At 68.4% G+C, this 25688-nt stretch carries 28 protein-coding genes; 19 read left to right on the forward strand and 9 right to left on the reverse strand.

Translation table 11 applies throughout. The features are described 5' to 3' along the window. Positions 1–61 precede the first annotated feature (61 nt). The 7 genes from G3T37_RS11355 (at position 62) to G3T37_RS11385 (ending at position 6451) form a co-directional block, all read left to right on the forward strand. Positions 62–1153, forward strand: coding sequence for an ABC transporter substrate-binding protein (locus tag G3T37_RS11355; protein WP_163474011.1), 1092 nt, complete (start codon positions 62–64; stop codon positions 1151–1153). 2 nt (positions 1154–1155) lie between these two features. Continuing rightward, positions 1156–2007: an HpcH/HpaI aldolase/citrate lyase family protein gene (locus G3T37_RS11360; protein WP_163474012.1), complete on the forward strand. Its 852-nt coding sequence runs from the start codon at positions 1156–1158 to the stop codon at positions 2005–2007. A 150-nt stretch (positions 2008–2157) separates the two neighbouring features. Then, a complete protein-coding gene (locus G3T37_RS11365; RefSeq protein ID WP_163474013.1) occupies positions 2158–4122 on the forward strand; it encodes a glycosyltransferase family 2 protein in 1965 nt (654 codons plus the stop codon). After that, complete coding sequence (locus G3T37_RS11370) at positions 4106–4441, forward strand: STAS domain-containing protein (protein WP_163474014.1); 336 nt, start codon at positions 4106–4108, stop codon at positions 4439–4441. The genes G3T37_RS11365 and G3T37_RS11370 overlap by 17 nt, the downstream gene beginning before the upstream one ends. Next, complete coding sequence (locus G3T37_RS11375) at positions 4434–4844, forward strand: ATP-binding protein (RefSeq protein ID WP_163474015.1); 411 nt, start codon at positions 4434–4436, stop codon at positions 4842–4844. The genes G3T37_RS11370 and G3T37_RS11375 overlap by 8 nt, the downstream gene beginning before the upstream one ends. Next, a complete protein-coding gene (locus tag G3T37_RS15330) occupies positions 4841–5932 on the forward strand; it encodes a SpoIIE family protein phosphatase (RefSeq protein WP_163474016.1) in 1092 nt (363 codons plus the stop codon). The genes G3T37_RS11375 and G3T37_RS15330 overlap by 4 nt, the downstream gene beginning before the upstream one ends. 21 nt (positions 5933–5953) lie before the next feature. Continuing rightward, positions 5954–6451 (forward strand): MarR family winged helix-turn-helix transcriptional regulator, encoded by a 498-nt coding sequence (locus tag G3T37_RS11385; RefSeq protein WP_163474017.1) that lies wholly within the window; start codon positions 5954–5956, stop codon positions 6449–6451. Between the two features lie 69 nt (positions 6452–6520). Here the strand turns inward: G3T37_RS11385 and G3T37_RS11390 are convergent, their stop codons facing one another. Together G3T37_RS11390 and G3T37_RS11395 are read right to left on the reverse strand one after the other, a co-directional pair. Next, positions 6521–7732 (reverse strand): glycoside hydrolase family 26 protein, encoded by a 1212-nt coding sequence (locus tag G3T37_RS11390; RefSeq protein ID WP_163474018.1) that lies wholly within the window; start codon positions 7730–7732, stop codon positions 6521–6523. Between the two features lie 60 nt (positions 7733–7792). Beyond that, entirely contained in the window at positions 7793–8425 is a 633-nt protein-coding gene (locus tag G3T37_RS11395; protein ID WP_163474019.1) for a TetR/AcrR family transcriptional regulator, read from the reverse strand. 199 nt (positions 8426–8624) lie between these two features. Here G3T37_RS11395 and G3T37_RS11400 point away from each other — a divergent pair, with 199 nt between their 5' ends. Continuing rightward, positions 8625–11414, forward strand: coding sequence for a family 78 glycoside hydrolase catalytic domain (locus G3T37_RS11400; RefSeq protein ID WP_163474020.1), 2790 nt, complete (start codon positions 8625–8627; stop codon positions 11412–11414). Between the two features lie 41 nt (positions 11415–11455). On the opposite strand, the gene G3T37_RS11405 is transcribed toward G3T37_RS11400, so the two are convergent. From G3T37_RS11405 to G3T37_RS11415, 4 genes are all read right to left on the reverse strand, one after another. Beyond that, positions 11456–11860 carry a (R)-mandelonitrile lyase gene (locus G3T37_RS11405; RefSeq protein WP_163474021.1) on the reverse strand — a complete coding sequence of 135 codons (405 nt, stop codon included), beginning with the start codon at positions 11858–11860 and terminating at the stop codon, positions 11456–11458. 66 nt (positions 11861–11926) lie between these two features. Next, positions 11927–12655 carry an MATE family efflux transporter gene (locus tag G3T37_RS14655; protein WP_206673824.1) on the reverse strand — a complete coding sequence of 243 codons (729 nt, stop codon included), beginning with the start codon at positions 12653–12655 and terminating at the stop codon, positions 11927–11929. 24 nt (positions 12656–12679) lie between these two features. Next, a complete protein-coding gene (locus tag G3T37_RS14660) occupies positions 12680–13333 on the reverse strand; it encodes an MATE family efflux transporter (RefSeq protein ID WP_206673825.1) in 654 nt (217 codons plus the stop codon). 79 nt (positions 13334–13412) lie between these two features. Beyond that, entirely contained in the window at positions 13413–13856 is a 444-nt protein-coding gene (locus G3T37_RS11415; RefSeq protein WP_163474022.1) for a MarR family winged helix-turn-helix transcriptional regulator, read from the reverse strand. 51 nt (positions 13857–13907) lie between these two features. Between G3T37_RS11415 and G3T37_RS11420 the strand changes: the two genes are divergently transcribed. The 11 genes from G3T37_RS11420 (at position 13908) to G3T37_RS11465 (ending at position 22765) form a co-directional block, all read left to right on the forward strand. Further along, positions 13908–14489 (forward strand): glycoside hydrolase family protein, encoded by a 582-nt coding sequence (locus G3T37_RS11420; protein WP_163474023.1) that lies wholly within the window; start codon positions 13908–13910, stop codon positions 14487–14489. A gap of 121 nt (positions 14490–14610) precedes the next feature. After that, positions 14611–15003, forward strand: a complete 393-nt coding sequence (locus tag G3T37_RS15405; RefSeq protein ID WP_163474024.1) for an MmyB family transcriptional regulator — start codon at positions 14611–14613, stop codon at positions 15001–15003. Next, positions 15003–15362 carry a hypothetical protein gene (locus tag G3T37_RS11430; RefSeq protein WP_163474025.1) on the forward strand — a complete coding sequence of 120 codons (360 nt, stop codon included), beginning with the start codon at positions 15003–15005 and terminating at the stop codon, positions 15360–15362. Before G3T37_RS15405 ends, G3T37_RS11430 begins: the two co-directional genes overlap by 1 nt. Before the next feature lie 114 nt (positions 15363–15476). Continuing rightward, positions 15477–15995, forward strand: a complete 519-nt coding sequence (locus tag G3T37_RS11435) for a helix-turn-helix domain-containing protein (protein ID WP_163474026.1) — start codon at positions 15477–15479, stop codon at positions 15993–15995. Further along, positions 15995–16543 carry a VapC50 family PIN domain-containing toxin gene (locus G3T37_RS11440; protein ID WP_163474027.1) on the forward strand — a complete coding sequence of 183 codons (549 nt, stop codon included), beginning with the start codon at positions 15995–15997 and terminating at the stop codon, positions 16541–16543. The genes G3T37_RS11435 and G3T37_RS11440 overlap by 1 nt, the downstream gene beginning before the upstream one ends. A gap of 152 nt (positions 16544–16695) precedes the next feature. Continuing rightward, positions 16696–16821, forward strand: a complete 126-nt coding sequence (locus G3T37_RS15165) for a hypothetical protein (RefSeq protein WP_277814871.1) — start codon at positions 16696–16698, stop codon at positions 16819–16821. A 122-nt stretch (positions 16822–16943) separates the two neighbouring features. Beyond that, positions 16944–17249 carry a helix-turn-helix domain-containing protein gene (locus G3T37_RS11445; protein ID WP_163474028.1) on the forward strand — a complete coding sequence of 102 codons (306 nt, stop codon included), beginning with the start codon at positions 16944–16946 and terminating at the stop codon, positions 17247–17249. Positions 17250–17461: 212 nt separating this feature from the next. After that, positions 17462–18616, forward strand: coding sequence for an acyl-CoA dehydrogenase family protein (locus G3T37_RS11450; protein ID WP_241732381.1), 1155 nt, complete (start codon positions 17462–17464; stop codon positions 18614–18616). Positions 18617–18623: 7 nt separating this feature from the next. Next, positions 18624–19841, forward strand: coding sequence for an acyl-CoA dehydrogenase family protein (locus tag G3T37_RS11455; protein ID WP_163474030.1), 1218 nt, complete (start codon positions 18624–18626; stop codon positions 19839–19841). Continuing rightward, positions 19838–21196: an LLM class flavin-dependent oxidoreductase gene (locus tag G3T37_RS11460; RefSeq protein WP_163474031.1), complete on the forward strand. Its 1359-nt coding sequence runs from the start codon at positions 19838–19840 to the stop codon at positions 21194–21196. The genes G3T37_RS11455 and G3T37_RS11460 overlap by 4 nt, the downstream gene beginning before the upstream one ends. 117 nt (positions 21197–21313) lie before the next feature. Continuing rightward, entirely contained in the window at positions 21314–22765 is a 1452-nt protein-coding gene (locus tag G3T37_RS11465) for an APC family permease (RefSeq protein WP_163474032.1), read from the forward strand. Between the two features lie 100 nt (positions 22766–22865). Here the strand turns inward: G3T37_RS11465 and G3T37_RS11470 are convergent, their stop codons facing one another. Genes G3T37_RS11470 through G3T37_RS11480 form a run of 3 tightly spaced genes read right to left on the reverse strand, consistent with a single transcriptional unit; the run spans position 22866 to position 25563 of the window. Continuing rightward, positions 22866–23534, reverse strand: a complete 669-nt coding sequence (locus G3T37_RS11470) for a TetR/AcrR family transcriptional regulator (protein WP_163474033.1) — start codon at positions 23532–23534, stop codon at positions 22866–22868. A 17-nt stretch (positions 23535–23551) separates the two neighbouring features. Then, positions 23552–24838 (reverse strand): ABC transporter permease, encoded by a 1287-nt coding sequence (locus G3T37_RS11475; RefSeq protein ID WP_163474034.1) that lies wholly within the window; start codon positions 24836–24838, stop codon positions 23552–23554. Further along, positions 24835–25563, reverse strand: a complete 729-nt coding sequence (locus G3T37_RS11480) for an ABC transporter ATP-binding protein (RefSeq protein ID WP_163474035.1) — start codon at positions 25561–25563, stop codon at positions 24835–24837. Before G3T37_RS11480 ends, G3T37_RS11475 begins: the two co-directional genes overlap by 4 nt. Positions 25564–25688 lie beyond the last annotated feature (125 nt).

Raw genomic sequence — 25688 nt, forward strand, 5'->3', positions numbered from 1 at the left:
CCTGTTCCCCGCACCACCAGAGACGCCGAGCAATCGGCACCCACAACAGAAAGGCACTTCCATGAAGACGCGTACCGTTTACGCCGTCGCGGCCGCCGGAGCACTGGCGCTCAGCCTCGCCGCATGCAGTGGCACCGGAGGCGGCAGCGCAGCCGGCTCCACCGGCGCCGCGGCGATCCCCACCGTCAAGCTGATGGTCGGCGGCATCGACAAGCAGATCTACCTGCCCTATCAGCTCGCGCAGAACCTCGGCTTCTACAAGAAGTACGGCGTCAACGTCGAGCTCTCCACCGAGCAGAACGGCGGCGTGGGCGCCGAGGACGCGATGGCCTCCGGCCAGGTCGACATGGCGGGCGCGTGGTACGTGCACACCGTCGACTTCCAGTCGAAGGGCAAGGATGTCATCAACATCGTCCAGCTCTCGGGCGCCCCCGGCGAGCGCGAGATGTGCAGCGCGAAGAGCGGGGTGCACTCCGCGGCCGATTTCAAGGGCAAGACGCTGGGCGTCACCGACCTGGGGTCGGGCACGGATGAACTCACCCAGTTCCTCGCCTACCAGCACGGCATCAGCCGCAGCCAGTACCACACGCTGGCGGTCGGCGCCGGAACCACGGCCATCGCCGCCATCCAGCGGGGCTCGGCCGACTGCGTCATGACGACGCAGCCCACGGTCGGCGCGCTCACGACGAAGGGACTCGCCACCACGGCGGTCGATCTGGCCACCGCGCAGGGCGCGACCGCGGCGCTCGGCGGCGACTGGCCGGCGGCGGGGCTGCTCGCTCAGGCCAGCTGGGTGAACTCGCACAAGGACGCCACGCAGCGGGTCGTCGACGCCCTCGTCGCGACGATGCACTGGATCAGCACCCACAGTGCCGCCGACATCGCGAACAAGCTGCCCGCCGAGTTCGTGCAGAACGCGACCATCACCAAGGACCAGTACATCGCCGGTCTCACGACCGACAAGGGACAGTTCCTGCCCGACGGCATCATGCCGGCCGGCGGCCCGAAGACCATCTTCACCATGGAGAAGGCGATCGGTGTCGACACCTCGAAGGTGACCATCGCGAACACCTTCACCAACACCTTCGCGGAGGCGGCCAACAAGCTGGAGGGCGAGACCATCACGACGACGCCCGCGGGCGCCGACGGCTGATCATGATGCGCGAACACGACAGCCGGGTGCGTCTGGCGGCGAGTGACGCTCGCTCCTGGCTGCTCGTGAACGCGACGGCGGGGGCGTCGTTCGATTTCGACGACGCCCACCGCTCGCCCGCGGACCAGGTCATCCTCGACCTCGAGGACGCGGTCGATCCCGGTAACAAACCCAGCGCGCGTCTCGCGGTGGCCGCGTGGCTCAGCCCGCAGAACGCGGCCTGGGTGCGAATCAACGCCGCGAGCACACCGTTCTGGGAGGAGGATCTGGAGGTCCTCGCCGGGCACCTGGGACTCGCCGGCGTGGTGCTCGCCAAGGCGGAGACCGCCAAGGAGGTCGTCGACACGGTGCAGCGGCTGGGCACCGCGACGCCGGTCATCCCGCTCATCGAGTCGGCGGTCGGCATCGAACTCGCGGTATCGATCGCGACCGTGCCCGGAGTGGCCCGGCTCGCGTTCGGGAGTGGCGACTATCGCCGTGACACCGGCACCGCCAACGACAATCTCGCGATGGCCTACCCGCGTTCGCGGCTCGTCATCGCCAGCCGCATCGGCGGCCTTCCGGGGCCCATCGATGGTCCGACGGTGGGGAGCAGCCATCCGCAGCTACGCGAACAGGCCGCCGTCTCCGTCGCGCTGGGGATGACCGGAAAGCTCTGCCTCGATCTCGAGCAGCCGCGCGTCATCAACGAGTGCATGAGCCCGTCGCCATCCGACGTGGCGTGGGCGCTCGAGTTCCTCGCCGACTTCGAGCGCGGCGGACGGGTGATCCGCGACGGCAGTGACAAGCCCCGGCTGGCACGGGCGGAAACGATCAGCGAGCGCGCCGCCCGCTTCGGCGTCGCGGCGGGCTGAGCCCGATCGCCTCGATCGGGTCGGCGGCCGCCCGGCCGCCCCGCGTGCACTGTGCCCCGGGAGGCTCGCCCGCCTCCCCGGCGGGCGCCGAAACCCGGGATACCATGTGGGGAGAGGCGGTTGCGCCGTGGTGTCGGTTCTGGGGGGCGCATGAGTGGATCAGCGGGAGGTCGGTCGCGCATCCTCGTGCTGCGCATCGTCGTCACGCTGACCCTGCTCGTCGGTCTCAACTACATCGTCTGGCGCTGGGGCTTCTCGCTCAACTGGAACGCCTGGTGGATCGCGATTCCACTCGTCATCGCCGAGACCTACAGCCTCATCGACGTCTCGCTGTTCGGCATGACGGTCTGGAAGTCGCAGCCGCGCCCCGCACCCCCTCCCGCGCCCGAGGGCCTCGGCGTCGACGTCTTCATCACGACCTACAACGAGACCGTCGAGCTCGTCGAGAACACCGCGCGCGCGGCCATCGCGATCGACTACCCGCACAAGACCTGGATCCTCGACGACGGCAACCGCGAGGAGATGCGTCTCGCCGCCGAGGCGCTCGGCGTGGGCTACATCACGCGAAGCAGCGACTGGAAAGACCGGCCGCGGCACGCCAAGGCGGGCAATCTCAACAACGCGCTCATGGAGACCGACGGCGAATTCCTGCTGATCCTCGATGCCGACCAGGTGCCGAGCCCGCGGATCCTCGACGCGACCCTCGGCTACTTCCTCGACGAGCGGGTCGCGCTCGTGCAGACCCCGCAGCTCTTCGGCAACGTGGCGACCGGTGATCCGCTGGGCAGCCAGGCACCGCTCTTCTATGGCCCCATCCAGCAGGGCAAGGACGGCTGGAACGCGGCCTTCTTCTGCGGCTCCAACGCGATCCTGCGGCGCGAGGCCCTCATGCAACTCGGACTCATGCGCTACGTGAGCGAGGTCGAGCAGAACGTCAAGGATGCCCTCTCCCGCGCCGACCGCGTGCTCGCCACCGCCCGGCGCAGCGACGTCGCCGGCAGCCCGCTCGTGGCCGCCGCCCTCAACGACATCGGCGAGGCGCTCTCCTCGGCTCGCGCGCGCCTGGCCGCCGGCGAGTACGTGGGCATGGTCACCTACGACCTGCAGCAGCGCGTGGACGCGGTCGCGCAGCAGCTCGTCGAGATCGACCTGAGCGCGCTCGCGCTCGACCTCGCGGCGCTCCAGTCGGGTGAGGAGGACGCCTCCTCCGATGCGGCGCGCACGCCCGGCGACGTGCGACTGCTGCGCGAGATCTCGCCGCTCGCCTCGCTCGAGTCGGTGCAGGAGCTGATTCGCTCGATCGACGTCGACCGCTCCGACGAGGCCCAGCCGATCATGCCGCTGGCGACCATCTCGGTGACGGAGGACATGGCGACCTCGATGCGGCTGCACGCGGCGGGCTGGAAGAGCGTCTTCCACCACGAGGATCTGGCGATCGGCCTCGCCCCGGAGGACCTGCGCACGATGCTCGGCCAGCGGCTGCGCTGGGCGCAGGGCACCATGCAGGTGCTCATCCGCGAGAACCCGCTCGTGCAGAAGGGCATGACGCTCGCACAGCGCCTCATGTACTTCTCCACGATGTGGAGCTATCTCAGCGGCTTCGCGGCGATCGCCTACTTCGGCGCCCCGATCATCTTCCTGTGCTTCGGGATCCTGCCCGTGCACGCCACCGCGGGTGAGTTCTTCCTCCGCTTCCTGCCGTTCCTCGTGCTCGACCAGTTGCTCTTCGCGATCGCGGGCCGCGGGGTGAGCACCTGGCGCGGGCAGCAGTACAGCCTCGCGCTCTTCCCCATCTGGATCAAGGCGGTCACGAGCGCGGCGGCGAACGTGTTCTTCGGCCGCCCGCTCGACTTCGCGGTGACGTCGAAGACCCGCCAGGACTCCGGTCCGCAGTGGGGCCTCATCAAGATCCAGGCGGCCGTCGTGGTCGCCCTCGTGATCGCGACCATCATCGGCTTCACGCGCCTGCTGTTCGGCGTCGGCGAGCCGGTCGGCACCTTCGTCAACCTCGTGTGGGTCGTCTTCGACATCGTTATCCTGAGCGTGTTGGTACCGGCCGCACGGTACCGCGGCTACCGGCCCGAGCATGAGGAGACCCATGAAATTGACCGTTGAGCACAGCGGGAACGGTGTTGCGATCATCCACGCCGAGGGCAAACTCAACATGGTGAGTGCTGCCCAGCTGCGCGAGGAGGTCGCTGCGACGGTCGCCGCCGGCAGCTCGCGGCTCGTGGTCGACTTCGCCAGGGTCGACTTCCTCGACTCCTCCGGGCTCGGCGCCCTCATCAGCGGCCTCAAGGCGGCGCGTCAGGCGGGCGGAGACCTCCGCCTCGCGAACACGAGCGATCAGGTGAAGCTCGTGCTGCAGCTGACCAACCTCGAGAAGGTGCTGAGCACCGTCGACGATGCGAGCACCGCCTACGCCAATGGCTGATGGTCACCGTGTGTTCGAGCTCACGGCGCCGCCCGACGACGTCGACACCGTGCACCGGATGCTCGGCCTCGCCTGGCCCGACGGCGTCGAGGTCGGCGCGCTCGACCGCATGGCCTTCGAGACCGCCCTCGTGGAGCTCGCGGCCAACATCATCCACCACGGCGACACCGGCAGCGGCGTGCGCTGCACGCTCGAGTTCGCCATCACCTCGACGGCCCTGCGCGCGACCCTCCGCGACTCCGGCCCCGAGGTGCACGTCGACTGGGACGCGGTGACGATGCCGGGCGAGGAGGCCGAGTCGGGCCGCGGACTCGCGCTCATCAGGGCGCTCGTGGGTCAGGCGGAGTACGAGCGGGTCGGCGGCACGAACGTGTGGACGATCATCCGGCCGGTCAGCTCGTGAACGACATCAGCTTCCGCGCGCTCGTCGTCGACGACGACGCCGACATCGTGCAGTACGTGCGCACCGTGCTGGAACGCCGCGCGAACTGCGAGGTCATGACCGCGCCCAATCCGCTGGTCGCGCTCGATCTCGTCGCCGACTTCCTGCCCGACGTCGTGGTCACCGACATCGAGATGCCGGGGATGACCGGCCTCGACCTCATCACCCGGCTGCGCGAACTGCGCCCCGAGCTGCCCGTCATCGTCATGACCGCCCACATCACGCTCGACTACGCGATGAAGGCGCTGCGCAATCAGGCCAACGAGCTGCTGACCAAGCCGATCGCCTCCGCCGACCTCGTCGCCGCGGTGAGTCGTCTGGCCGCCGAGTTCCGCGCGACCAACGAGCTGGATCAGGAGCGGCAGCGCGCCTCGGAGGTGCAGCGCAGCCTGCTGCCGAAGCAGGCCCTGCAGGTGACGGGCTACGACATCGCGGGCGGGTGTTCGCCGGCACGCACCGTCGGCGGTGACTTCTTCGACTGGTATCAGCAGGGCGACGGCGTGATCTTCACGCTCGCCGACGTGATGGGCAAGGGCACGGGCGCGGCCATCATCGCCTCCGCGGTGCGCGCGGTGCTGCGCTCCGAGTCGTCGGAGAATCTCGCGGCGAGCGTGGAGGCGGTCGCCGAGTCGCTCGCCGACGACCTCGAGCAGGCGGGCAGCTTCTTCACCCTCTTTCACGCTCGGCTGGATCCCGCCTCTGGCGAGGTGCGCTACGTGGACGCCGGTCACGGTCTCACCGTCGTGGTGCGGGCGAACGGTGGCATGGACCGGCTCGCCACCGGCAGCTTCCCGATCGGCATGGGGCTCGAGCTGGGCTGGCGGGAGCACCGGGTGCGTCTCGCGCCCGGCGACACCCTCGTCTCGGTGAGCGACGGCGTGCTCGAACTCTTCGACGGCACGCTCGAGAGCCTCGATCACCTGGAGGGGATCATCCGCGACTCGGCGACGGCGCAGGGCATCGTCGACGAGCTGGAGGTGCTGCGCGGCGAGCTGCCGGTGGACGACGTGACCGCGGTGGTCGTGCGCGCCGCGTGGACTTCGGCCTGATCTGTTGATCAGATAGACCCGATGACTACCGATGACGAGGTCGATCTGCTGATCGACGCCTGGGCCAGACGGCTGCCCGAGGTGAACTTCGCGCCGCTCGATGTGATGTCGCGGCTGCGCCGGGTCGCGTTCCGGCTGGGCCAGGTGCGGCGCACGGCCTTCCGCAGCGTCGGCCTCACCACCTGGGAGTTCGACGTGCTGGCGGCGCTGCGCCGCTCGGAGCCGCCGCACGAGCTCAGCCCCGCCGAGTTGCTCAAGGCGACCATGACGGGCAGCGCGACGATGTCGAACCGCCTCGAACTCCTGGCCAACCGGCAGCTGATCGCGCGGCGCGAGAACCCCAGCGACCGGCGCAGCAATCTCGCCCGGCTCACCCCCGAGGGCATCGTGAAGGTCGACGCCGCCATGCGCGCGCTCGTCGAGTTGGAGGCGCAGGAGCTCCGCGCGCTCACGCCCGAACAGCAGGCGCAACTGGCCGCTCTGCTGGGTGAACTGGGGGCGGCGTCCGCGAACGGATGACCGCACCGCGTCGCCTCGCGGCGACTCCGCCGGGCGCGGGTGCGCCGGGTGCGCACCCTCCGCCGCAGCTCAGCGGCGCGGCGTGCAGGGCTTGGGTGCGCTCGCGTAGTGCAGCCAGCTGGGCAGTGATGCCGTGAACAGCGCGCGCTGCACCGGATCGGTGGTGACCTCCCAGTCGACGCGGTGGCGCACCTCGACCTCGTACTTGTCCCACTCGAACCAGTTGATCATCTTGAGCCGGGGGAACTCGCTCGCGGTCGACGGCGCGAACACCTGCCGCCACCACGCCTGCTTGATGAGGAAGGCCTTCTCGGCGGTGACGCCGGAGTCGGTCGACACGAGGGCCGCGGTCTCGGAGATCGCGACCGGCTTGTCGTGGGTCACACCGTAGACCTGGTAGAAGTTGGGGACGGCGCGGTCGTCGCCGGCGGTTCCGTCGTAGGTGCCGGTGAGCTGCGCGGCGAATTTGCCGGGCTCCGGCATGGTGTTGGCGCCCCACGGCGGCTTGGCCCCCCAGTGGTACAGCGACATGCCGACCCAGTCGACCACGTCATCCCCCGGGTAGTAGGGCGCGTAGGGGTCGTCGGAGCCGTTCACGCGGCCGTCGTGGTTGGTGTCGAGCGCGCGGAAGTCGGCCGTGCCCTTCTTGGCCTGGTACTTGCCGCCTACGAAGGGATACCCGCCGCCGTAGTTCGGTGCCCACATCATGGCGGTTCCGGGCGTCGCCGCGTGGATCGCGAGCGCGACCCGTCGGAAGGTCGCGACGTAGAGGGTGGGCTGCTCGCCCCAGGCGTACCAGCTTCCGTTCATCTCGTGGGCGAAGCGCACGATGACCGGCACGCCCTCCTTGTTGACCTTGGTGAGCACGGCGGCGAGGTCGGCGACGACCGCCGGCGTCACCGTGGCGAGGCCGCTGCGCGGCTCGAGGGTGAGCAGAAGGGCGCCGCCGTTGCCGCGAACCTGCTCCGCCGCGGCGAAGACGTTCGTGCGGTCGGCGGCGGTGAACGGCAGGTCGGTGAAGGAGACCGCGACGGCCGGGCGGTGGCCCAGCTGTGCCGAGTAGTTCTTCAGCGTGAGGGAGCCCCAGTCGAGGTTGACGCCGAACAGGCTGCCGCTGCTGGGCACGAGGTCGGCGATCGGGGTGACGGTGCACGCGGCGGGCGTCGCGACGGCGGCGGTCGTCGCGGCCGGGGTCGGCGACGCGGCCGTGCACCCCGTCAGGAACAGCGCGGCTGCAGCGGTGACCGCCAGGAATATTCGTCGCCCCGAGAACATATGCATTCACGGTGTCATGAATCTCGGGTGCCCGCCACCCCGCAAGGTGGTGACGTGGGCGCCCGGTCAGTCGAGCTGCACCGCCGCGCCCGACGCGAGGATGCCCGGCGCCAGCCGCTCCAGATACGCCCGCATGCACCCCACGAGATCGAGCGCCCCTCCCGCGATCACCCACTGCAGCTGCAGCCCGTCGGAGACCGCGACGCACTCGCGGGCCAGCCCCGCGCAGTCCAGATCGCGGCGCAGGAGTCCCGCGGCGACGTCGCGCTCGAAGGCCGCGCCGAGCTGCTCGACCACCGTCGCGTAGCGCCGGGCGTACAGCTCGTGGGCGGGGCTCGCCGGGTCGGCCGACTCGGCGGAGACGAGCACGAAGAGCTCGATGAGGCCCGGCTGCTCGGCCAGTCGTCGGGTGAGCTCGAGGAGCCCGCGCAGGGGACCGGTGCCGTCGTCGGGCGCGAGCGCCTCCTCGGCCCAGTGGCCGGTCATGTCGAGGCGGCGCTCGGCGATCGCGAGCAGCAGGTGCGACTTGGAGGCGAAGTGGTGGGCGAGGCCCGGGCCGGTGAGTCCGACATCCTGTGCAATGCGGGCCATCGAGGTGCGGTGATACCCCTGGCGCGCGAAGTTCTCGGTGGCGGCGTCGAGGATCCGTTCGCGGCGGGCACGCCCGGCGGCGTAGCTCCCCGTCGTCCGCCGCGCCATGCGACAACCGTAGACCACGCGATGGCCAGGCGTGCAGTTAAAACCTTGCATCAAAGGTTTTTATTGCCTAGCCTGAGGGCGGCTGCCGATGGCGGCTGCCGATGAGGCGCCCCGCGACTGCAGGCGCGAGGGCCCGTGCGGCCCGTGCGGCACGCGCGTGCGTCTCGCGGGTGGTCGCGGCGGCCAGGGAAGAGGGCACATGGACGAGTCCGGAGCGGTGACGCCGCCGGCCGAGGGGTCGCGCGCGGCGGGGCCGAGCGCCGATGGGCCGCCCGCTGACGGGCCGCGCGTCGGGACGCTGCGCGTGGAGACACTGTGCGCCCCGATCGACGTGGGCACCCGGCGCCCGCGCTTCTCCTGGACCGTGACCGTGGCTGGGGCGGCCGCGATCGCCGGGTACGAGCTGGTCGTCGCCGACCGCGACGGCGGAACCGTGTGGGAGACCGAGCGCTCGCGCCCCGACGACGGAGTGCTCGTCGAGTACGACGGCCCGCCGCTGCGCTCCGACACCGACTACCACTGGCGCGTTCGCCCCGTCCTCGCCGGCGGCGCCCGCGGCGAGTGGGTGCACAGCAGCTTCTCCACCGCACTCCTCGCGCCCGCCGACTGGATCGCCCCCTGGGTGTCGCCGCCGCAGACGCCCACGCACATCGAACGCTGGACCCTGCTCGACTGGATCCTGCAGAAGGGTCCGTCGACCGGCCCCGCCGAGCGCCTGCGACCCGTGCAATTGCTGCGGCAGGCCCTCGTGGTGCGCCCCGGGGTCACGAGGGCTCGGCTGTATGCCACCGCGCACGGCAGCTACCGCGCCCGCGTCAACGGGGTGCCCGCCGACGACCAGGTGCTCGCGCCCGGCTTCGACAGCTACCGTCACCGTGTGTCGGCCCAGTGCTACGACGTGACGGCGCAGCTGCGGGCGGGCGAGAACGTCATCGGGCTCGAACTGGCCGACGGCTGGTGGGCCGGTCGCATCGGGATCGCCGGGGCGAGTGCGCACTGGGGGAGCGAGACCGCGGCCAGTTGGCAGCTTCACCTCGAGTATGCGGACGGCTTGCGGGAGGTCATCCCGTGCGGAGGCGACGTCGTGACGAGCCCCGGGCCCTGGGAGTATGCCGACCTCTTCGTGGGCGAGAGCCTCGACCGCGGCGCGGAGCAGACCGGCTGGGACCGGCCCGGCTTCGCGGCCGAGGGCTGGATGCCCGCCCGCCTGCTGCCCGACGACACCGCGACGATCGTGCCCTTCGAGGGCGCGCCGATCCGCCGAACCGCGGTGCTGGAGCCGGTCTCGGTGACCGAGACGGACGCGGGCGTCGTCGTCGACTTCGGGCAGGTCATCGCGGGCCGCGTGCGGCTCACGCTACCGCGGGCCCGCGCGGGGCAGCTCGTCACGATCGAGCACACCGAGACGCTCGGTGCCGACGGCGAGTGGTTCGTCAACATCTCCGGCATCAACAAGGAGCAGACCGACCACTACCGGGCGGCCGGGCACGGTGACGGGGAGGTGTTCGAGCCGGTGTTCACCTTCCACGGGTTCCGCTATGCGCGCCTCCGCGGGCTGGATGCGCCTCCCGCCGCCGGCGAGGTCGTCGCCGTCGTCATCGGCAGCGACCTCGAGAGCACCGGCGACTTCCGCAGTTCCGACCCGCGCCTGAACCGCCTCCACGACAACGTGGTGTGGAGCCAGCGGGCGAACTTCCTCTCCGTTCCCACCGACTGCCCCCAGCGGGAGCGCATGGGCTGGACCGGCGACATCCAGGTGTTCGCGGCCGCGGCCACCAACAACATGGACGTGGACGTGTTCCTCAGCCGCTGGCTGCGCAACCTGCGCGCCGACCAGCTGGAGGACGGGCGCATCCCCGTCTTCTCGCCGTACTCGCCGCACGATCGCGGCGCGGCCGAGGCGGCGAGCGGCCTCGGCGGCATCATCGCCTCGGCGGGGTGGAGCGATGCGATCGCGATCGTTCCGTGGACGCTCTACGAGCGGTACGGCGACGAACGCGTCTTGCAGGAGAACTACGACGCGCTGCGCGCGTGGATCGGGCACCAGACGCGCAGCGCGCAGGGCTCGGGCGGGCATCCGCTGCTGTTCACCGCGGGCGACCACTTCGGCGACTGGCTCACCCCCAGCACGCTGCGCGGCAAGCCACTGCACGAGGCGATCGGCATCGCGCCGGCCCTCACGAGCGAGCTCGTCGCGCCGATGTTCCAGGCGTGGACGCTCACCCTCGCCGCCCGCATCGCGACGGTGCTGGGACGCCCGGCCGAGGCGGCGGAGCACGCGCACCACGCGGCGGCGGTGCGTGCCGCCTTCACCGCCGAATACCTGGACGCGGACTCTCGCCTCCCCGTCGAGCTGCAGGGGCCCTACGCGATCGCGCTCGCCTTCGACATGGTTCCGGATGACCGCCGCAGCGCGCTCGCCGACCGCCTCGCCGAACTCGTGCGCAGCAACGGCGACCGGCTCGACACCGGCTTCCTCTCCGTTCCCTATCTGCTCGACGCGCTGTGGACGGGCGGCCACCGCGAGCTCGCCCGCCGGGTGCTCTGGCAGAGCGGGCAGCCCTCGTGGCTGTACGAGGTGGATCACGGGGCGACCACGATGTGGGAGTCGTGGGATGCCGTCGAGGAGGACGGCACCCCACGGGCGGTGTCGCTCAACCACTACGCCTTCGGCTGCGTCGACGACTGGCTCTACCGCCGGGTCGCCGGAATCCAGTCCACTGCGCCCGGCTACCGAAGCGTGCTCATCGACCCCGATCTCGCGTGCGGGCTCCGCACGGTGGACGCGCACGTGACGACGCCCTACGGCCGCCTGGCCGTTCGGTGGAGCATCGGTGAGGACGCGCTCGCGACGGTGGCGGTCGAGGTTCCCTTCGGCGTGGCGGCGAGCCTGCGCACGCCCGACGGCGACCGGGCGCTCGGGGTGGGGACGAGCATCCACACGGTGCGGCTCGATCGCGCCGCCGAGGTGGCGAGATCGGCGGGATGATCAGCGGCGCCGTGCCGACGCGGTCAGTTCGGCGCAGTCGCTCATGCCTTGGGGTACTCCTCCTCGGAGACGTGCTCGGCCCAGGTGGTCTCGACCACGTCGGGTGACTCCGTGCCCACCCACATCGCCAGGTGCGACATGAAGTGGTCGGGGGCGGCGCCGTGCCAGTGCTCCTCGCCCGGTGGCGTGTAAATGGTCTGCCCCGGAAGGACTTTGCGCAGCTCGCCGCCGCGCGACTGCACGTAGCCGGCGCCCTCCGTGATGTGCAGGGTCTGGCCGAGTGCGTGGGAGTGCCACGCCGTGCGGGCGCCGGGGGAGAAGTGCACCAGATTCACCTTCAGCGGCGGTATGCCCGGCTGCGGCGGAGCGATGACGTCGAACCAGACGTGCCCCGTGAACAGTGCGGCGGGCCCCGTGGCGGTGGGGGGAAGCGTGACGATCTCCATGGTGATGACTCCTTGCTCGATGTCTCGACGCTAGACCGCATCCGCCCGGCGAGGGAGGTACTGGCCTTACACCTTTCGGCGGGCCACCGCCCACAGCACGAGCCCGACCAGCAGCACCGTCACCTCGGTGACCGTGAGCGCCCACACGATGCCGGGCAGACCGAACCAGAGGTTGCCGAGGATAACTACGGGGATGAACAGCACGCCCTGCGCCATCGACATGATGATCGCCGGCAGGGCGCGCCCGCACGCCTGGAAGGAGGAGGTCAGGAGTCCGGTGAATCCGTTCGCGATCATCGCGACCAGCTGCGCCACGAGCGCCACGACGCCGATCGCGAGCACGGATCGGTCGGACGAGAAGGCCGCGATGATCGGTTCGGGGAAGGCGATGCCGAGGGCGGCGAACAGCGCGGTCACGCCGCCCACCGCGATGGCTGCGGCACGGAGTGCTGACGAGAGGCGCGCGCGGTCATCCTTGCCGTAGGCGTAGGCCAGCAGCGGCAGCACGCCGAGGGTGATGCCCATCACCAGGAACTCGGGCACCTGCGCGATCCGCACGGCGACGCCGATCGCCGCGAGCGCGGAGTCGCCGTAGGCGGTGGCCAGGTTGTTGAGCGCGAGCGCGGTGACGATGAGGAACCCGGCGTTCAGCAGCTCGCCGATTCCCACGCCGAATACCGGCTTCACGATCGACAGCGAGATCCGAAACAGGCGTGGCGCGAGGCTCACGTGCTCACTGTTGCGCTGCAGCCAACTCGCGAAATACGCGATGACGATGACGTTCGACAGCCCCATCGCCAGCGCCGCCCCCGCCACGCCTCAGTGCAGAACGAGGATGAACAGCACATCGAAGACGATGTTCGCGAGGGTCGACCCGATCAGTCCGGTCATCACCTGACGCGAGGCGCCCACCGCCCGCACGAGCTGCTCCAGGCAGAACGCGACCGCGAGCACGGGGACGAAGGCCAGGAAGACCGCGACGTAGGCCGTCGTGGCGGACGCGGCGGCGGCATCCGCCCCCAGCAGCGCGACGAGCGGGCCCAGCAGAAGGAAGCCGATTCCGGCCAGTACGGCACCCACGAGGGCGGCGCCCCAGACCGCGAACGAGGCCACGTGCGGGATCGGAGCGGCCTCGGTCGGGTCCTTCTCGGAGGCCCCGAGCAGTCGGGAGATGAGGGCGCCGCCGCCGACACCGAACACTCCGCCGACCGCCATGACGAGGCCGAGGAGGGGAGAAGCGAGGGTCACCGCCGCGAGCAGCGACGCGTCGTGCAGCGAGCCGATGAAGCCGGCGTTGATGACGTTGTAGACGGCGCCCACGATCATCGCCGCGGCCATCGGCCCGCAGAGGTGGAGGAGGGCGCGCGCGATCGGAGCGGCGGAGAGGTACCAGCGATCGCCTCCGATGTCGACGGGGTCGACAGCCGCAGCGGCGGCCGGTGTGGAGTCCGTGGTGGTGGTGTCTGTGGTCATGGTTGTCTCCTTTCGGGCAGGTGTGCGGGCGCGCCGACGAACGCCGGCACGGCGGGGTGGGTGGGATGCGGTGCTGCGGTCAGCGCGTGGGCTGCGGCAGCTCGGCCGTGATCTTCACGAGGAGCGAGTGGAGCGTTCGCCGCTCGTCCGGGTCGAGGGGCGCGAGGATCGACTCGCCGGCCGCCTCCATCGCGCCCTCGAATCCGGCGATGAGCGCGATCCCCGCCTCGGTGGCGTAGACGCGCTTGCTGCGCTCGTCGCCGCCCTCGGTGCGACGCTCGATGAGACCGCGCGCCTCGAGCCCCTGCAGGAGGCTCGACACGCTCGCGGCGGTCGTGCGGGTCATCGTCGCGATGTCACGCTGCATCGCTCCGGGGTTCTGTTCAAGGAAGCCCAGGGTGAAGGCCTGGGTCTGGCTGAGGTCGCGCGCGCGAACCCACTCCTCACCCGCCTTCATCTGCGCCCAGCCGATCCAGCGGAACAGGTCGTAGGTGGTGCTGCGCGGAAGACCCGATTCGTTCATGGTCAAGAATCTAACAGTTAGAAGTCAAACAATCAAGTGTCGAACAGAGTGATGGGCGCGACGCCCCGCCCGCCGAGCGACTTCTGGGCCGACACGCAGTTCTGGGCACCGGAGATGCACTCCCACCGCGGCCGCTTCTGCCTCTTCGGCACCGTCGCCTCCTCGACGACCGGGGTGCGTGGGTTGGCGATCCTCGTCGCCGACCGAGCGACGGGGCCGTTCGTGCCGTGGAGCGAGGGCCCGGTGACGCCTCCCGAGCTGCCCTGCCTCGACGGCGTCGAGCCTCCCGAGCACCTCAATCTCGCGAAGGACCCTCTCTTCACCGACGGCGCCTTCCTTCTGCGTTCGCCGGCGGGACGCCTGCTGATGCTGTGGTCGAGCTTCGGCGAGGAGGGCTACGCGATGGGGGTCGCCGTCTCGGAGAGCGGATCGGTACTGGGCCCGTGGACGCAGAATCGCGAGCCGCTCTGGCCGCGGAACGGCGGCCACGGCATGGTCTTCACGCCCGCTGACGGCGCTGCGCGTCTGGTGTTCCACTGGCCCAACGAGACGCCGCACGAGAGGGTCACCATGGTCGGCGTGCGGTTCGACGGTGACGAGCTCCACCTCGCGCGCGGACACGGGTCCGTATGAAACCGGGCATGTTCGAGCCAAGGTCGACGAGAAGGTCCCCGTGCGGGCGAGGGTGAGCACCCGCAACTGACACCGACGAGGTCATGACTGCGCTCGGCCAGTACATCGGAGGGGGGCCGCTATGGCCCGGTCATGCGCGACCCAAGGCGAACGTGAAGATCGGTACCGACCAGGGCGTGGCAGCGCTTCGCGCAGAAGCCGGTCGCCGCCCGTCAACAGGGGTCCGCAACACCGCGTCCGTCAGCTTTCGGCCCGCAGCGATGAGTTCCGTACCAAGTGGAGAACCCACGACGTACGCACACACGCGACCGGTCTGAAGTACTCTCGGCATCCGCTCATCGGAGCCCTCGGCGTGGTATTCGAAGCAGCCGAGCTCCTCGCTGATGCGGGGTTCACTCTGCTGCTCTACAGCGCCGAGTCCGGCCGCCCTCCCGTTTCGTCAACGCAGTGCCGCATAGCCCCCTCTAAGACCGGCACTGGCGCGCTACCGGAGGTCCTGCGAACCTCGAGGTGATGAGTTCCGACGACACCCTGCATCCACAGATCCCGCATCGACCCGCGGAGCACTATCACTACGTCGACCTGCGGCGAATGACCCTTTTTGGCGTCGTCGCGCCCGATTATCTGAAAGTGGGGCTTCACACCGAGAAGTGGACGTCACGTGAGCTCCACGAGACGCTAGAAGCTCTCGGATGGAAGACTCCGCGGGAGGACGGCTTCCCCTTGGCGGTCGGCGTCTACGCATTGGTACCCACTGAACTGGTCGAGCTGTTCGAGGCGCACTACATAGCGCGGGGCGAAGCTCACAGGGTCGGGGTGTGGAAGTTGCCGCCGCCCGATCCGCGTTGGGCCTCGAAGCGATCCGCTCGATAGTCGGTCGGTGACAACGCTGCGACGTACGGCGCGCCCGGTGCGGGCACGTGTCGACGCAAGGGTCCGCTAGCGCGATAGGAGAATCTTTTCGAGATTTTCGAATAGACTTCCACCATGGACGCCATAACTCGCACAGCGAGCATCCGGAAGACGCGGACCTATCTTCCTGACAGGGACCGACAGCAGGAGCTCGTCGACTTTGCCAACGTCATTCAACACATCGAGGAGTACCTGGCTGCGCATTCGAGCCATGCTGCGCTCGTGGATCCGGAGGGAAACGCTCGCCCAATTCCCGACGAGATTTTCCGTGCTCTAGAACAGGTTGCGAACGCGCTGGCGAACGGGAACGGCGTCACCGTCGCGCCGTATCGAATGCTGATGACGACGCAGCAGGCCGCCGACTTCCTCGGCATCTCCCGTCCAACCTTTGTGAAACTCCTTGAGCAACGAGAGATCGCATTCGAATTGAGAGGGCGTCATCGCAAGGTCGCCCTTCGCGATGTTGTCGACTATCAGGAGCGGTTCCGGCGCGAGCGGGGCGCTGCCCTCGACGCCCTTGCGCACGCCGGACAGGACTCCGTCACCGTCAACTCCGGCCCGCCCATTCTCGACCGCAAAGGCTCACGTGACTAGTGGCATTCCCTGCCTTCTTCGACACGTGCGTCCTCTACGGATCACGTCTCAATGACGTCATCCTCCGCCTCGCGGACCGCGGAGCTTTTCGACCACTGTGGTCGAAGGATGTGCTGGAGGAACTGGAAAGAAACTTGGCTCGAAACGGTGAAGACTCCGGCCTGATTCGCAAGCGCATCGACACGATGACGGCGTACTTCGCAGACGCGATGGTTGAAGGCTACGAGCATCTAGTCGACGGCATGCTATGCGATCCGAAAGACCGGCACGTCCTCGCTGCTGCAGTTCGCGCGAATGCCGAGGTGCTGGTTACTTTCAACCTGAAGGACTTTCCGGAATCCTCGACCGAGCCCTTCGACGTCGAAGTCGTGCACCCCGATGATTTTCTCCTGGACCAACTCGACCTATTCCCCGGCGCGGTGGTCGATGTGCTCGAGCAGTTGGTGAGCGTCTACGACCGACCCCGAGTGTCGATCGAGGATCTGCTCCGGTCGCTCGCAAAGGCCGGGGTACCAAAGTTCGCGAACGAGGTCGAGCGCTTTATATAGCGTCTCGGCAAAACGTCCAGACAGAACAAATGCCCTGCGCCCAGTAGAAGCCTGGGAACGGGGCAAGTGGCTCCGACGGGCGTCGATCCCGTAACCTCACGATTTTCAGGCACCCCACCCGGTAATACAGCGTGTCAAGCTGTCCGAATTCAATGGTCGTCACCCCCGCTGACGGCGCTGCGCGTCTGGTGTTCCAGTGGGCGAACGAGACGCCGCACGAGCGGGTCACCATGGTCGGCGTGCGGTTCGACGGCGACGAGCTCTGCCTCGTGCGCTGATGCGGTGCTGCGGAGTGCTGCTCGGTATCGCGTGCGTTGCGCATCATCGCAACACTTATAAAATATAGTTTACTTATCCGTAAACGGCTTTAGATAAATGTATTTTGATCTAAAATGATTCCATGTCCACGACGCCGATCCCCGTCAAGCGATCCCTGCGCGCCATTGGGCAGAATGTCGCAAACCAGCGAAAGCTCCTCGGGCTCACGGCCCGGATGGTCGCGGAGCGTGCGGGAACAACGCCGCCCACGATCAGCAAACTCGAGAACGGTGACGGCGCCTCTCTCGAAATCACCCTCCGTGTTCTGCGCGTGCTCGGGCTCATGGATGGCGTCGTTGCGGCCACGGATCCGTTCGAAACCGAGCGCGGTCGACTCATGGTCGACGAGAAGCTCCCCAAGCGGGTCAGGGTCAGCAATCGCAATTGACACCGAAAGGGTGATGACGGCGCTCGGCCCGTTTCCGGAGGGGTTCGTCTTCGTTACACACTGTTGCGGGTCGTTCAGACGGCCGGTCGGGGCGGCGAGAGGATAGGGCGTCCCTCTCGACTGCCACCGAAGGAGTCGTCATGCCGACTGCCCCCACATTCTTGCGCTCGCCCTGGTCAGGAAGAGCCGACCCCGTTGAGACCGAACGATGGATGACCGTCGCGCAGGCCGTGGCAGACACGGTCGCCGCCGACGCCGCCGAGCGTGATCGCACGAGTGCCCGGCCCCACCGCGTCCTCGATCTCCTGCGCGAGTCGGGGCTCGCGAACCTCTTGATCCCCGAGGAATTCGGGGGACATGGCGCGCACTTCGAGACGGCGTTTCACGTCGTGCGCGCGCTCGCCCGCGTCGACGCGTCCATCGCGCAGGTGCTCGGATACCACTGGCTCAACCAGGCCTGCGTCACGTTCTACGGGCCCGATCCTGAGCGGCAGGCGCACTGGTACCGCGCGAGCGCCCGCGCCAACTGGGTGTGGAGCGACTCCTTCAATCCAGTCAGCCCAGACCTCGAGATCGTCGCCGACGGGGACGCTTATCGGATGAACGGGCTCAAGCGGTTCGCCACCGGCGCATCCGTCGCCGACGTCATCATCGCCGGGGGGATCGCGAGCGGCGGAGCCCACGATGGCGAGCTCATCGTCTTCGTGCTCGACGCCAACCGCGATGGCATCGAACACATCGACGACTGGGACAACCTCGGCTACCGATCGTCGGCGAGCGGTTCGGTCCGCTACACCGACGTCGTGATCACCGCCGACGACATTCTCGGGGTGGACAAGGAGGAGCCGTTCTCCTCGGTGGTCACGCCGGGCGTTCAACTGCTGTTCGGTAACATCTACCTCGGCATCGCGGAGGGAGCACTCGCCCAAGCGAAGACCCTCACGCTCGCCCGCCCGAACGCGTGGTTCCTCTCCTCGGCCGATCGCTACGCACAGGACCCGATCACGCACCGGGTGTTCGGCGAGCTCGTCTCGCGCACCGCGGCCGTGGAAGCACTCGCCGACACGCTCAATCGCTCCTTCGATGAGGTGATCGCCCTGGGCGCGGACACCACCGCCGTCGATCGCGCCGAGCTCGAAGTGCGCATCGCACAGCTCAAAGTGGTCTCGACCGAGGTGGGGCTGGAGGTGGCGAGTCGGGTGTACGAGCTCACCGGAGCCAGCTCCACCAGATCGAGCGTCGGGCTCGACCGTCACTGGCGCGACATCCGCACCCACTCGCTCCACGATCCTGTCGACTACAAGCGCATCGAAGTGGGGAACCACTTCCTCAACGGCGTCTTCGCCCCCATCTCCCTCTACACCTGAGGCCGACATGACGGAACAGATCAGCTTCGACGCGCTCGCCGACAAATACCTCCCACTGTTCGCACGGATCGCCGAGGGCGCCCTCGACCGCGAGAGACGTCGCACCCTCCCAGCGGAGCAGATCGGCTGGCTCACGCAGGCGGGCTTCACCGGCGTTCGTGTGCCGGCCGAGTTCGGAGGCGATGGCGCCAGCCTCCCGCAGCTCTTCCGACTGCTCGTCGCCCTGGCTTCGGCCGACCCGCACATCGCGCAGGCGCTCCGCGGGCACTTCGCCTTCGTCGAGGACCGGCTCTACGCGCCTCACGGTGACAACCGATCCCTCTGGTTGCGGCGATTCGCTGCCGGGGAGTTGGTGGGCAACGCCGTGACCGAGATCGGATCCGTCGGGCTCGGCGAGGTGCAGACCACGCTGGAGCGGGCGGCGGGAGACCTCACCATCACCGGGCGCAAGTACTACACCACCGGAAGCATCTTCGCGGACTGGATCGACACGTGGGCGGGCGGACCCGCCGGCGACGAGGTCGCTGCGCTCGTGAGCACCGACTCGACACGGGTGACCGTGACCGACGACTGGACGGGATTCGGCCAACGGCTCACCGGGAGCGGCACCGCGGTCTTCGACGCGGCGCCGGTGCAGCACGACCACGTTTACGACTGGACTGAGAGGTTCCCGTATCAGACCGCGTTCTATCAACTGGTGCTGGTGAGCGTCTCGGCGGGCATCGCTCGGGCGGCGGTCGACGACGGCATTCGGCAGATCACGACTCGTGCCCGAGCGTTCAGCCATGGCAACGGCACCGAGACCCGGCACGACCCCCAGGTACTCGAATCCATCGGCCGGCTCGCCGCGCAGGCCACGGCGGCAGAGGCCATCACCGTCCAGGCCGCCGAGGCACTGCAAGGCTGCTTCGACGCGCGCGGAGGGACGGAAGAGCTCATCGCGGAGCGGAAGAAGATCGCCGAGATCCGGTCTGCCGAGGCGCAACTGGTCGCGACTCGCGCGTCGCTGGAGGCGGCGACGCAGCTGTTCGAGGGCCTTGGAGCGTCCGCGGTCTCCACCGACCTGCTCCTCGACCGGCACTGGAGAAACGCCCGAACCGTCGCGAGCCACAATCCCGTCGCGTTCAAGGCGCGCATCATCGGTGACTTCCTGGTCAACGGGACCGAACCCCCTTACGAGTGGACGATCGGCATCGTCAAACGCGACGCGAAGACCGAGCGATGACCAAGCCCATCGCCATCAACGCGTTCAGCATGAACACGATCAGTCACCTCTCACCGGGGACGTGGCGTCACCCGCGAGACGAGGGGCGGCGTTACGTCGATCTCGACTACTGGATGGAGGTAGCGCGAACCCTCGAGCGCGGCAAGATCGATGTGCTCTTCCTCGCGGACGTCCTCGGCGTGTACGACGTGTATGGCGGATCACCGGCGGCGGCCATCCGCGGCGGCGTGCAGTTCCCCCTCAACGACCCGCTCGCTCTCATCCCCGCGATGGCTTCGGTCACGGAGCACCTCGGGTTCGCGATGACCGCGGCGGTGTCGTACGAGCATCCCTTCCCGTTCGCCCGACGCATGTCGACGCTCGACCACCTCACGAAGGGTCGGGTGGGCTGGAACGTGGTCACCGGGTATCTCAACAGTGGTGCCGTGAACTTCGGGGTCAGTGGTCAGGAGGCCCACGACCGCCGCTATGACATCGCCGAGGAGTACCTCGAGGTCTGCTACAAGCTCTGGGAGCGAAGCTGGGAGGACGACGCGCGGAGTGCGGATGCCGCGGGCGATGTCGTCGCGGACCCTGCGAGAGTGCATCCCATCGCCCACCGCGGCGAGTTCTTCCAGGTGCCCGGTATCCACCTGAGCGAGCCGTCCCCGCAACGCACTCCCGTGATCTATCAGGCGGGTGCGAGCGCGCGCGGGGTGAGATTCGCCGCCGCCCACGGTGAGGGTGTCTTCGTCGCGGCGCAGACCAAAGCGGCGCTTGCTCGTCAGGTGCGGGGGCTGCGCGAGGCGCTGGCCGCAGCCGGACGCCCGACCGACTCGGCCAAGGTCCTCAATCAGCAGACCGTCATCGTGGCCGAGACGGATGCGGAGGCGCATCGATTGTTCGAGGAGTATCTGTTGTACGCCTCCACGGAGGGAGCCCTCACGCTCCTGTCGGGATGGACGGGCATCGACTTCGCGGAGCTCGGGATGGAGAGCACCTTCGAGGATCAGGAGGGCAACGCGATCCAGTCGGTCATCCAGGCGTTCAGCTCCGCCGATCCCGGCAGATCCTGGAGCATCCGCGAGATAGCGGAGCACGTGCGCATCGGTGGCGACGGACCCGTGCTCGTCGGGTCACCGACCACCGTCGCCGACCAATTGGAGTCGTGGGTCGACGAGACCGATGTCGATGGATTCAATCTCGCCGCGGCGGTCGTGCCAGAGGCCTGGACGCAGATCGTCGATCTACTCGTGCCGGAACTCCAGAAGCGAGGGCGCCACAAAGTCGACTACGAGCCGGGGACGCTTCGGGAGAAGCTCGGCGGTGGGGCCCGAGTCGCGCCGTGGCACCCCGCTGCCCGGGTGCGCATCTGAGCGCTGGTTACGGAATGTGTCCCGCGGTGACGTTTCTTGAAGTCGCGCGGCGCGCGGCCGTGGCGCACTTCGATATCGTCGTGGCCGATCGAATCGACAACCCCCGAAAGGACCCTCATGTCTCAGAGCACCGTGGCCCCTGAGCCCACGACGACAGGCGCGCCGGCGCGGCGACTTCGTGGGTCACTGGGGGTCGCCAGCATCGTCTTCATCGTCGTCGCGGCGGCGTCTCCCCTCGGCGTGATCGGCGGTCCGGTCCCCATCGGGATCGCCTTCGGCAACGGCTCAGGATTCCCCTTCACCTACGTCATCGCGACCGTGGTACTGCTGTTCTTCGCGGTGGGATTCACGGCGGCCACGCCCTTCGTGCGCTCGGCGGGCGCCTTCTACGCCTATGTCGACAAGGGACTCGGCCGCGGCCCGGGCATCGGAGCGGCCTTCGTGGCCCTCTTCTCCTATATCGCCCTCGAGGCCGGCGTCTTCGGCCTCTTCGGTCCGGGACTCAACGGGCTCCTCACCTCCTGGGGCCTCCCGCAGGGGCAGTGGTGGATCTACGCCCTCATCGGTCTCGTGGTCGTCGGCACCCTCGGCTACTTCTCGATCGAGGTATCCGGTCGCGTGCTCGCGGTGCTCCTCATCGCCGAGGTGCTCATCGTCCTCGCGTTCGACGCGGTCGTGGTGTTCCGTGGCGGTGGACCGCAGGGATTCTCCACCGGTATCTTCGACCCCTCGCAGATCGTGTCGGGTGCGCCCGGCTTCGGCATCCTGTTCGCGATCCTGAGCTTCATCGGCTTCGAGGCCACCGCCATCTTCCGCGACGAGGCCAAGGACCCCGACCGCACCATCCCCAGGGCCACATACATCTCGCTCATCCTCATCGGAATCTTCTACGCGGTGTCGAGCTGGGCGCTCATCTCGGCCAATGGCCAGAAGAACATCGTCACGATCGCCAGCAAGAACCTCGGCGGCTTGCTGTCCGACACCACCACGCGGTACCTCGGTCTCGCTGGCGGGCACATCATCCAGGTGCTGTTCGTCACGAGCCTGTTCGCGTGCATCCTGTCGTTCCACAACATCGTGTCGCGCTACCTCTTCTCGCTCGCGAAGAACCGGGTGCTGCCCCACGGGCTCTCGCTGCCTCACCCCAGGTTCGGTTCACCGGCGCGCGCGTCCGTCACCACGACGATCATCGTGCTCGTTCTGATCGTCGCCGCTGTCGCACTCAGACTCGATCCGATCGCGCAGTTCTACACCTGGCTGGGCGGCATCTCGTCCGTCGGGATCGTGCTCCTCCTCGCGCTGACGAGCGTCTCGGTCATCCGCCTCTTCCGCAAGAGCGACCACGGGCTGAGCTCGTGGAAGACCTGGATCGCACCCGGAGTCGGCCTCCTGGGGCTCGCGTTCTTCCTATTCCTCATCCTGCAGAACCTGCCGGCACTTCTGGTGGAGAACGGGGGAGCCCCCTGGGCGTACGGTGCATTCTCGTGGGGAGTGCTCGCCATTCTCGTGCTCGCGTTCGTTGCCGGTCCCGTGATCGCCGCGATCAAGAAGGACGTCGAGGTCGAGTAGAACCTCCTGCACCGCACCCTGCTTGTAGAGCCCGCTGCTCGCGCCGGGCACGAGAGCCGCGTTGCCGGAGCGGGATTCGCGGACGGGGGCCTCGCCGGGCTCAGATCAGGCGGTCCCAAATCCAGCGCAGCTGTTCGAGCCCGGACGACGCGGCCGCCGGGTCGGGCAGCGGCGTGCCGGCGTTCTCGACGGGGGCCACTCCAACCCCCGCCATCCCGATTTCGGGCTCCCCCAACGGTGGCCGAATGGTGAGCGACGCTGCCATCGCCGTGATGGTCGCTGCCGCCGACCGGAGCTGTTGGGCGTCGGCGTCGGGCCCGGCGACGGAGCGCAGCTTCAATTCGACGATTTCTGCGACGTCCGCGGCCAGTGGGCGCAGGCGCCCGATCTGTCGTTCGATCAGCCACGGCGAGTCGGCGATCAATCGGAAGCGGGCGTGCACCAGGTCCGGATCCTCCGTCAGCTCGCTCGGCAACTCGACAAGTCCCAGCGCGCCGCTGAGTATTCCTACCTGAGGGTCGGCGAGGTATTCGCGCGTGCGTTGCTCGCTGAGCCGGGGGAGTTCCCAGCCGAGAAGCGCGTCGTCTTTCGTGTCGAAGTGGTTGAAGAAGCTGCGCTGGGTGATGCCCACGGCCTCGCAGATCTGGTCGACGGTGAGCGCGGCCGACCCGTGGAGTTGGGCCAGCCGCACTGCCTCGCGTTCGATGGACCGCACGGTCGCGCGACCCCGGGCGTTGCGGGTGTCACGTCCATCTGCGGAAGGTCTCATGGCTCATTCATACCGCGCTACTCGTACCGGAGGGCGTCGATCGGAGTCTTCCGGGCGGCGCGGCGAGCGGGGAGCGTGCCGGCCAGGAAGGCGATCACGACGATCAGCAGGATCACTCCCACGATGGACGTCGGCTGGAACAGCAGCAGGTGCAGCCCGGCGAGACCCGAGAGCGGCCCCGCCGCCAGACCGGCGCTGAGCGGAATGCCCAGCAGCATTGCCCCGACCGCTCCGAGGAGGCTTCCGAGCAGGCCGATGAAGGCGGCCTCGAGACTGAAGAGCGCGAACACGCGCCCGTTGCTCATCCCCATCGCCTTCATCAGGCCGATCTCACGGGTGCGCTCCTGCACGCTCATGAGCAGTGTGTTGACAATGCCGAAGGCCGCGGCGAGAAGGGCCACGATCGCGAAGGCGTTGAGCACTCCGGTGATTCCGGTGATGACGGTCTGGATGGCCCCGAGTTGGTCCGCGATCGTCTGCGCCGACATCCCCTCGGCCGAGATCCTCTTCTTCAGGGCGTCGATCTGGGGCGCGGTCGCTGTCGCGTCGAAGTGGGCGACGGCGACCTGATAGTGGTCGGGGGATGCCGAGCTCGCCTTCTGCAGTTGTGCCAGTTCCTCGACCAGGGCAGCGTTGCCCCCCGCGCCGGAACTGAGCAAGCTCGCGTTCGAGATGCCCACAATCGTCGCCGTGACCTCGTGATGCGCGCCGAGCAGGTCTGTGATCCCGAGCGTGGCCGTCGTTCCCACCGCGGCGGACGCGCTGCCGAGGCCGAGTGCCTTCACGTACTCGTCGGGCAGGGTGAGCTGCCGTTGGGAACTGGCCGCGTCGAGTTGTGTGCCAGCCGTCAGATCGGATCTCGCGATCGAAGAGGTCGGCGCGATGGATACCTGGTACTTGTCGCTCGAGCCGGCCCGGATCCAATCGATCGATACCTGCGAAATCGGGGCGACGTCGCTCAGTCCGCTGATGTTCTTCAGCGTGGTGATGTCGGTGGCGCTGAGGGTTCCACTCGACCCGGTCAGCGGGTTGGCGGTGCCACTCGAGGCGGTCGAGGTGGCCGGGTCATACTTCTGCGGGCCACCGCCGGTGCTCGTCGGCGAGGCCTTCGAGATGAGGAACACGTCACCGGCCCCGAGCGACGCGACCTGCTTGGTCACGTAGTCGGATACGCCGGCTCCCAGCGCTGTCGTGAGGGTGAGCGTGAACGCTCCGACGAAGAGTGCGAGAACGGTGAGTGTGGTGCGCAGCTTGCTGCGCACGGTGTTCGCGGCGGCGGTGCGGACAAGGTCGACGGTCTTCATGCGGACACCCCCGCGGGAGCGCTCGTGAACTCGACGAGACGTCCATCGCGCATGTGGACCTGACGATCGCAGCGAGCGGCGAGGTCTTCGTCGTGGGTGACGATGACGAGCGTGATGCCGTGCTCGCGGTTGAGCGCGAACAACTCGTCTTCGACGATCGCACCGGTGGCGGAATCGAGATTGCCGGTCGGCTCGTCGGCGAAGATCACGTCGGGTTCTCCGACGAGTGCGCGAGTGAGAACGACGCGTTGTTTCTGGCCGCCGGACAGATCGGTCGCCCTGTTGCGTGCCTTGTCGGCCAGGTCGAAGCGCGCGAGCGCCGCCATTCCGCGCCGACGGCGTTCCGCGGCCGGCACACCAGTGATCGTGAGCGGGAGTACGACGTTGTCGAGCACCGAGGTCCCCGGCGTGAGGAAGAACTGCTGGAAGACGAAGCCGAACCTGCGGTTGCGCAGTCTGTTGACGGCGCGCCTCGAGAGGCGTCGGGCATCCTCTCCGTCGACGAGCACCTCACCGGCATCGACGCTGTCGAGCAGAGCGAGGATGTGCATGAGGGTGGATTTGCCGGAACCGCTCTTGCCCACGATCGCCAGCGATTCACCTCGCCGGATGGAGAGCGAGACGTCGTCGAGCGCGTGGAAGCGACTGTCTCCCTTGCCGTACCACTTGGAGAGCCGTCGTGCTTCGAGCAGCGGTGCCACCGCGCCAGGGAGTGTATTTGTCATGCAGTCAATATATGTAGTTACTATAGTTACTGCAGTACTCCGCTGGGAGTAATTCCGTGGTGGTTCCGAGCTCCCCCGGAGTCAGGAGGCCGGCGCCTGAGGATGCTGCCTTAGCGCCGGCGCGC

The organism is Galbitalea soli (genome assembly GCF_010686725.1).
Lineage (GTDB): Bacteria > Actinomycetota > Actinomycetes > Actinomycetales > Microbacteriaceae > Galbitalea > Galbitalea soli.

What these genes read in the sequence shown, in the direction of transcription:
- G3T37_RS11445 (WP_163474028.1), top strand. Translation starts at nt 16,944, where the DNA reads ATGTCCACGACGCCGATCCCCGTCAAGCGATCCCTGCGCGCCATTGGG.
- G3T37_RS11400 (WP_163474020.1), top strand. Translation starts at nt 8,625, where the DNA reads ATGGACGAGTCCGGAGCGGTGACGCCGCCGGCCGAGGGGTCGCGCGCG.
- G3T37_RS11390 (WP_163474018.1), bottom strand. Translation starts at nt 7,732, where the DNA reads ATGCATATGTTCTCGGGGCGACGAATATTCCTGGCGGTCACCGCTGCA.
- G3T37_RS11455 (WP_163474030.1), top strand. Translation starts at nt 18,624, where the DNA reads ATGACGGAACAGATCAGCTTCGACGCGCTCGCCGACAAATACCTCCCA.
- G3T37_RS14655 (WP_206673824.1), bottom strand. Translation starts at nt 12,655, where the DNA reads ATGGGGCTGTCGAACGTCATCGTCATCGCGTATTTCGCGAGTTGGCTG.
- G3T37_RS15165 (WP_277814871.1), top strand. Translation starts at nt 16,696, where the DNA reads ATGGTCGTCACCCCCGCTGACGGCGCTGCGCGTCTGGTGTTCCAGTGG.
- G3T37_RS11430 (WP_163474025.1), top strand. Translation starts at nt 15,003, where the DNA reads ATGAGTTCCGACGACACCCTGCATCCACAGATCCCGCATCGACCCGCG.
- G3T37_RS11395 (WP_163474019.1), bottom strand. Translation starts at nt 8,425, where the DNA reads ATGGCGCGGCGGACGACGGGGAGCTACGCCGCCGGGCGTGCCCGCCGC.
- G3T37_RS11480 (WP_163474035.1), bottom strand. Translation starts at nt 25,563, where the DNA reads ATGACAAATACACTCCCTGGCGCGGTGGCACCGCTGCTCGAAGCACGA.
- G3T37_RS11405 (WP_163474021.1), bottom strand. Translation starts at nt 11,860, where the DNA reads ATGGAGATCGTCACGCTTCCCCCCACCGCCACGGGGCCCGCCGCACTG.
- G3T37_RS11470 (WP_163474033.1), bottom strand. Translation starts at nt 23,534, where the DNA reads ATGAGACCTTCCGCAGATGGACGTGACACCCGCAACGCCCGGGGTCGC.
- G3T37_RS11370 (WP_163474014.1), top strand. Translation starts at nt 4,106, where the DNA reads ATGAAATTGACCGTTGAGCACAGCGGGAACGGTGTTGCGATCATCCAC.
- G3T37_RS11415 (WP_163474022.1), bottom strand. Translation starts at nt 13,856, where the DNA reads ATGAACGAATCGGGTCTTCCGCGCAGCACCACCTACGACCTGTTCCGC.
- G3T37_RS11420 (WP_163474023.1), top strand. Translation starts at nt 13,908, where the DNA reads ATGGGCGCGACGCCCCGCCCGCCGAGCGACTTCTGGGCCGACACGCAG.
- G3T37_RS11460 (WP_163474031.1), top strand. Translation starts at nt 19,838, where the DNA reads ATGACCAAGCCCATCGCCATCAACGCGTTCAGCATGAACACGATCAGT.
- G3T37_RS15405 (WP_163474024.1), top strand. Translation starts at nt 14,611, where the DNA reads ATGGCCCGGTCATGCGCGACCCAAGGCGAACGTGAAGATCGGTACCGA.
- G3T37_RS11355 (WP_163474011.1), top strand. Translation starts at nt 62, where the DNA reads ATGAAGACGCGTACCGTTTACGCCGTCGCGGCCGCCGGAGCACTGGCG.
- G3T37_RS11365 (WP_163474013.1), top strand. Translation starts at nt 2,158, where the DNA reads ATGAGTGGATCAGCGGGAGGTCGGTCGCGCATCCTCGTGCTGCGCATC.
- G3T37_RS11475 (WP_163474034.1), bottom strand. Translation starts at nt 24,838, where the DNA reads ATGAAGACCGTCGACCTTGTCCGCACCGCCGCCGCGAACACCGTGCGC.
- G3T37_RS11465 (WP_163474032.1), top strand. Translation starts at nt 21,314, where the DNA reads ATGTCTCAGAGCACCGTGGCCCCTGAGCCCACGACGACAGGCGCGCCG.
- G3T37_RS11385 (WP_163474017.1), top strand. Translation starts at nt 5,954, where the DNA reads ATGACTACCGATGACGAGGTCGATCTGCTGATCGACGCCTGGGCCAGA.
- G3T37_RS11435 (WP_163474026.1), top strand. Translation starts at nt 15,477, where the DNA reads ATGGACGCCATAACTCGCACAGCGAGCATCCGGAAGACGCGGACCTAT.
- G3T37_RS11360 (WP_163474012.1), top strand. Translation starts at nt 1,156, where the DNA reads ATGATGCGCGAACACGACAGCCGGGTGCGTCTGGCGGCGAGTGACGCT.
- G3T37_RS14660 (WP_206673825.1), bottom strand. Translation starts at nt 13,333, where the DNA reads ATGACCACAGACACCACCACCACGGACTCCACACCGGCCGCCGCTGCG.
- G3T37_RS11450 (WP_241732381.1), top strand. Translation starts at nt 17,462, where the DNA reads ATGACCGTCGCGCAGGCCGTGGCAGACACGGTCGCCGCCGACGCCGCC.
- G3T37_RS11375 (WP_163474015.1), top strand. Translation starts at nt 4,434, where the DNA reads ATGGCTGATGGTCACCGTGTGTTCGAGCTCACGGCGCCGCCCGACGAC.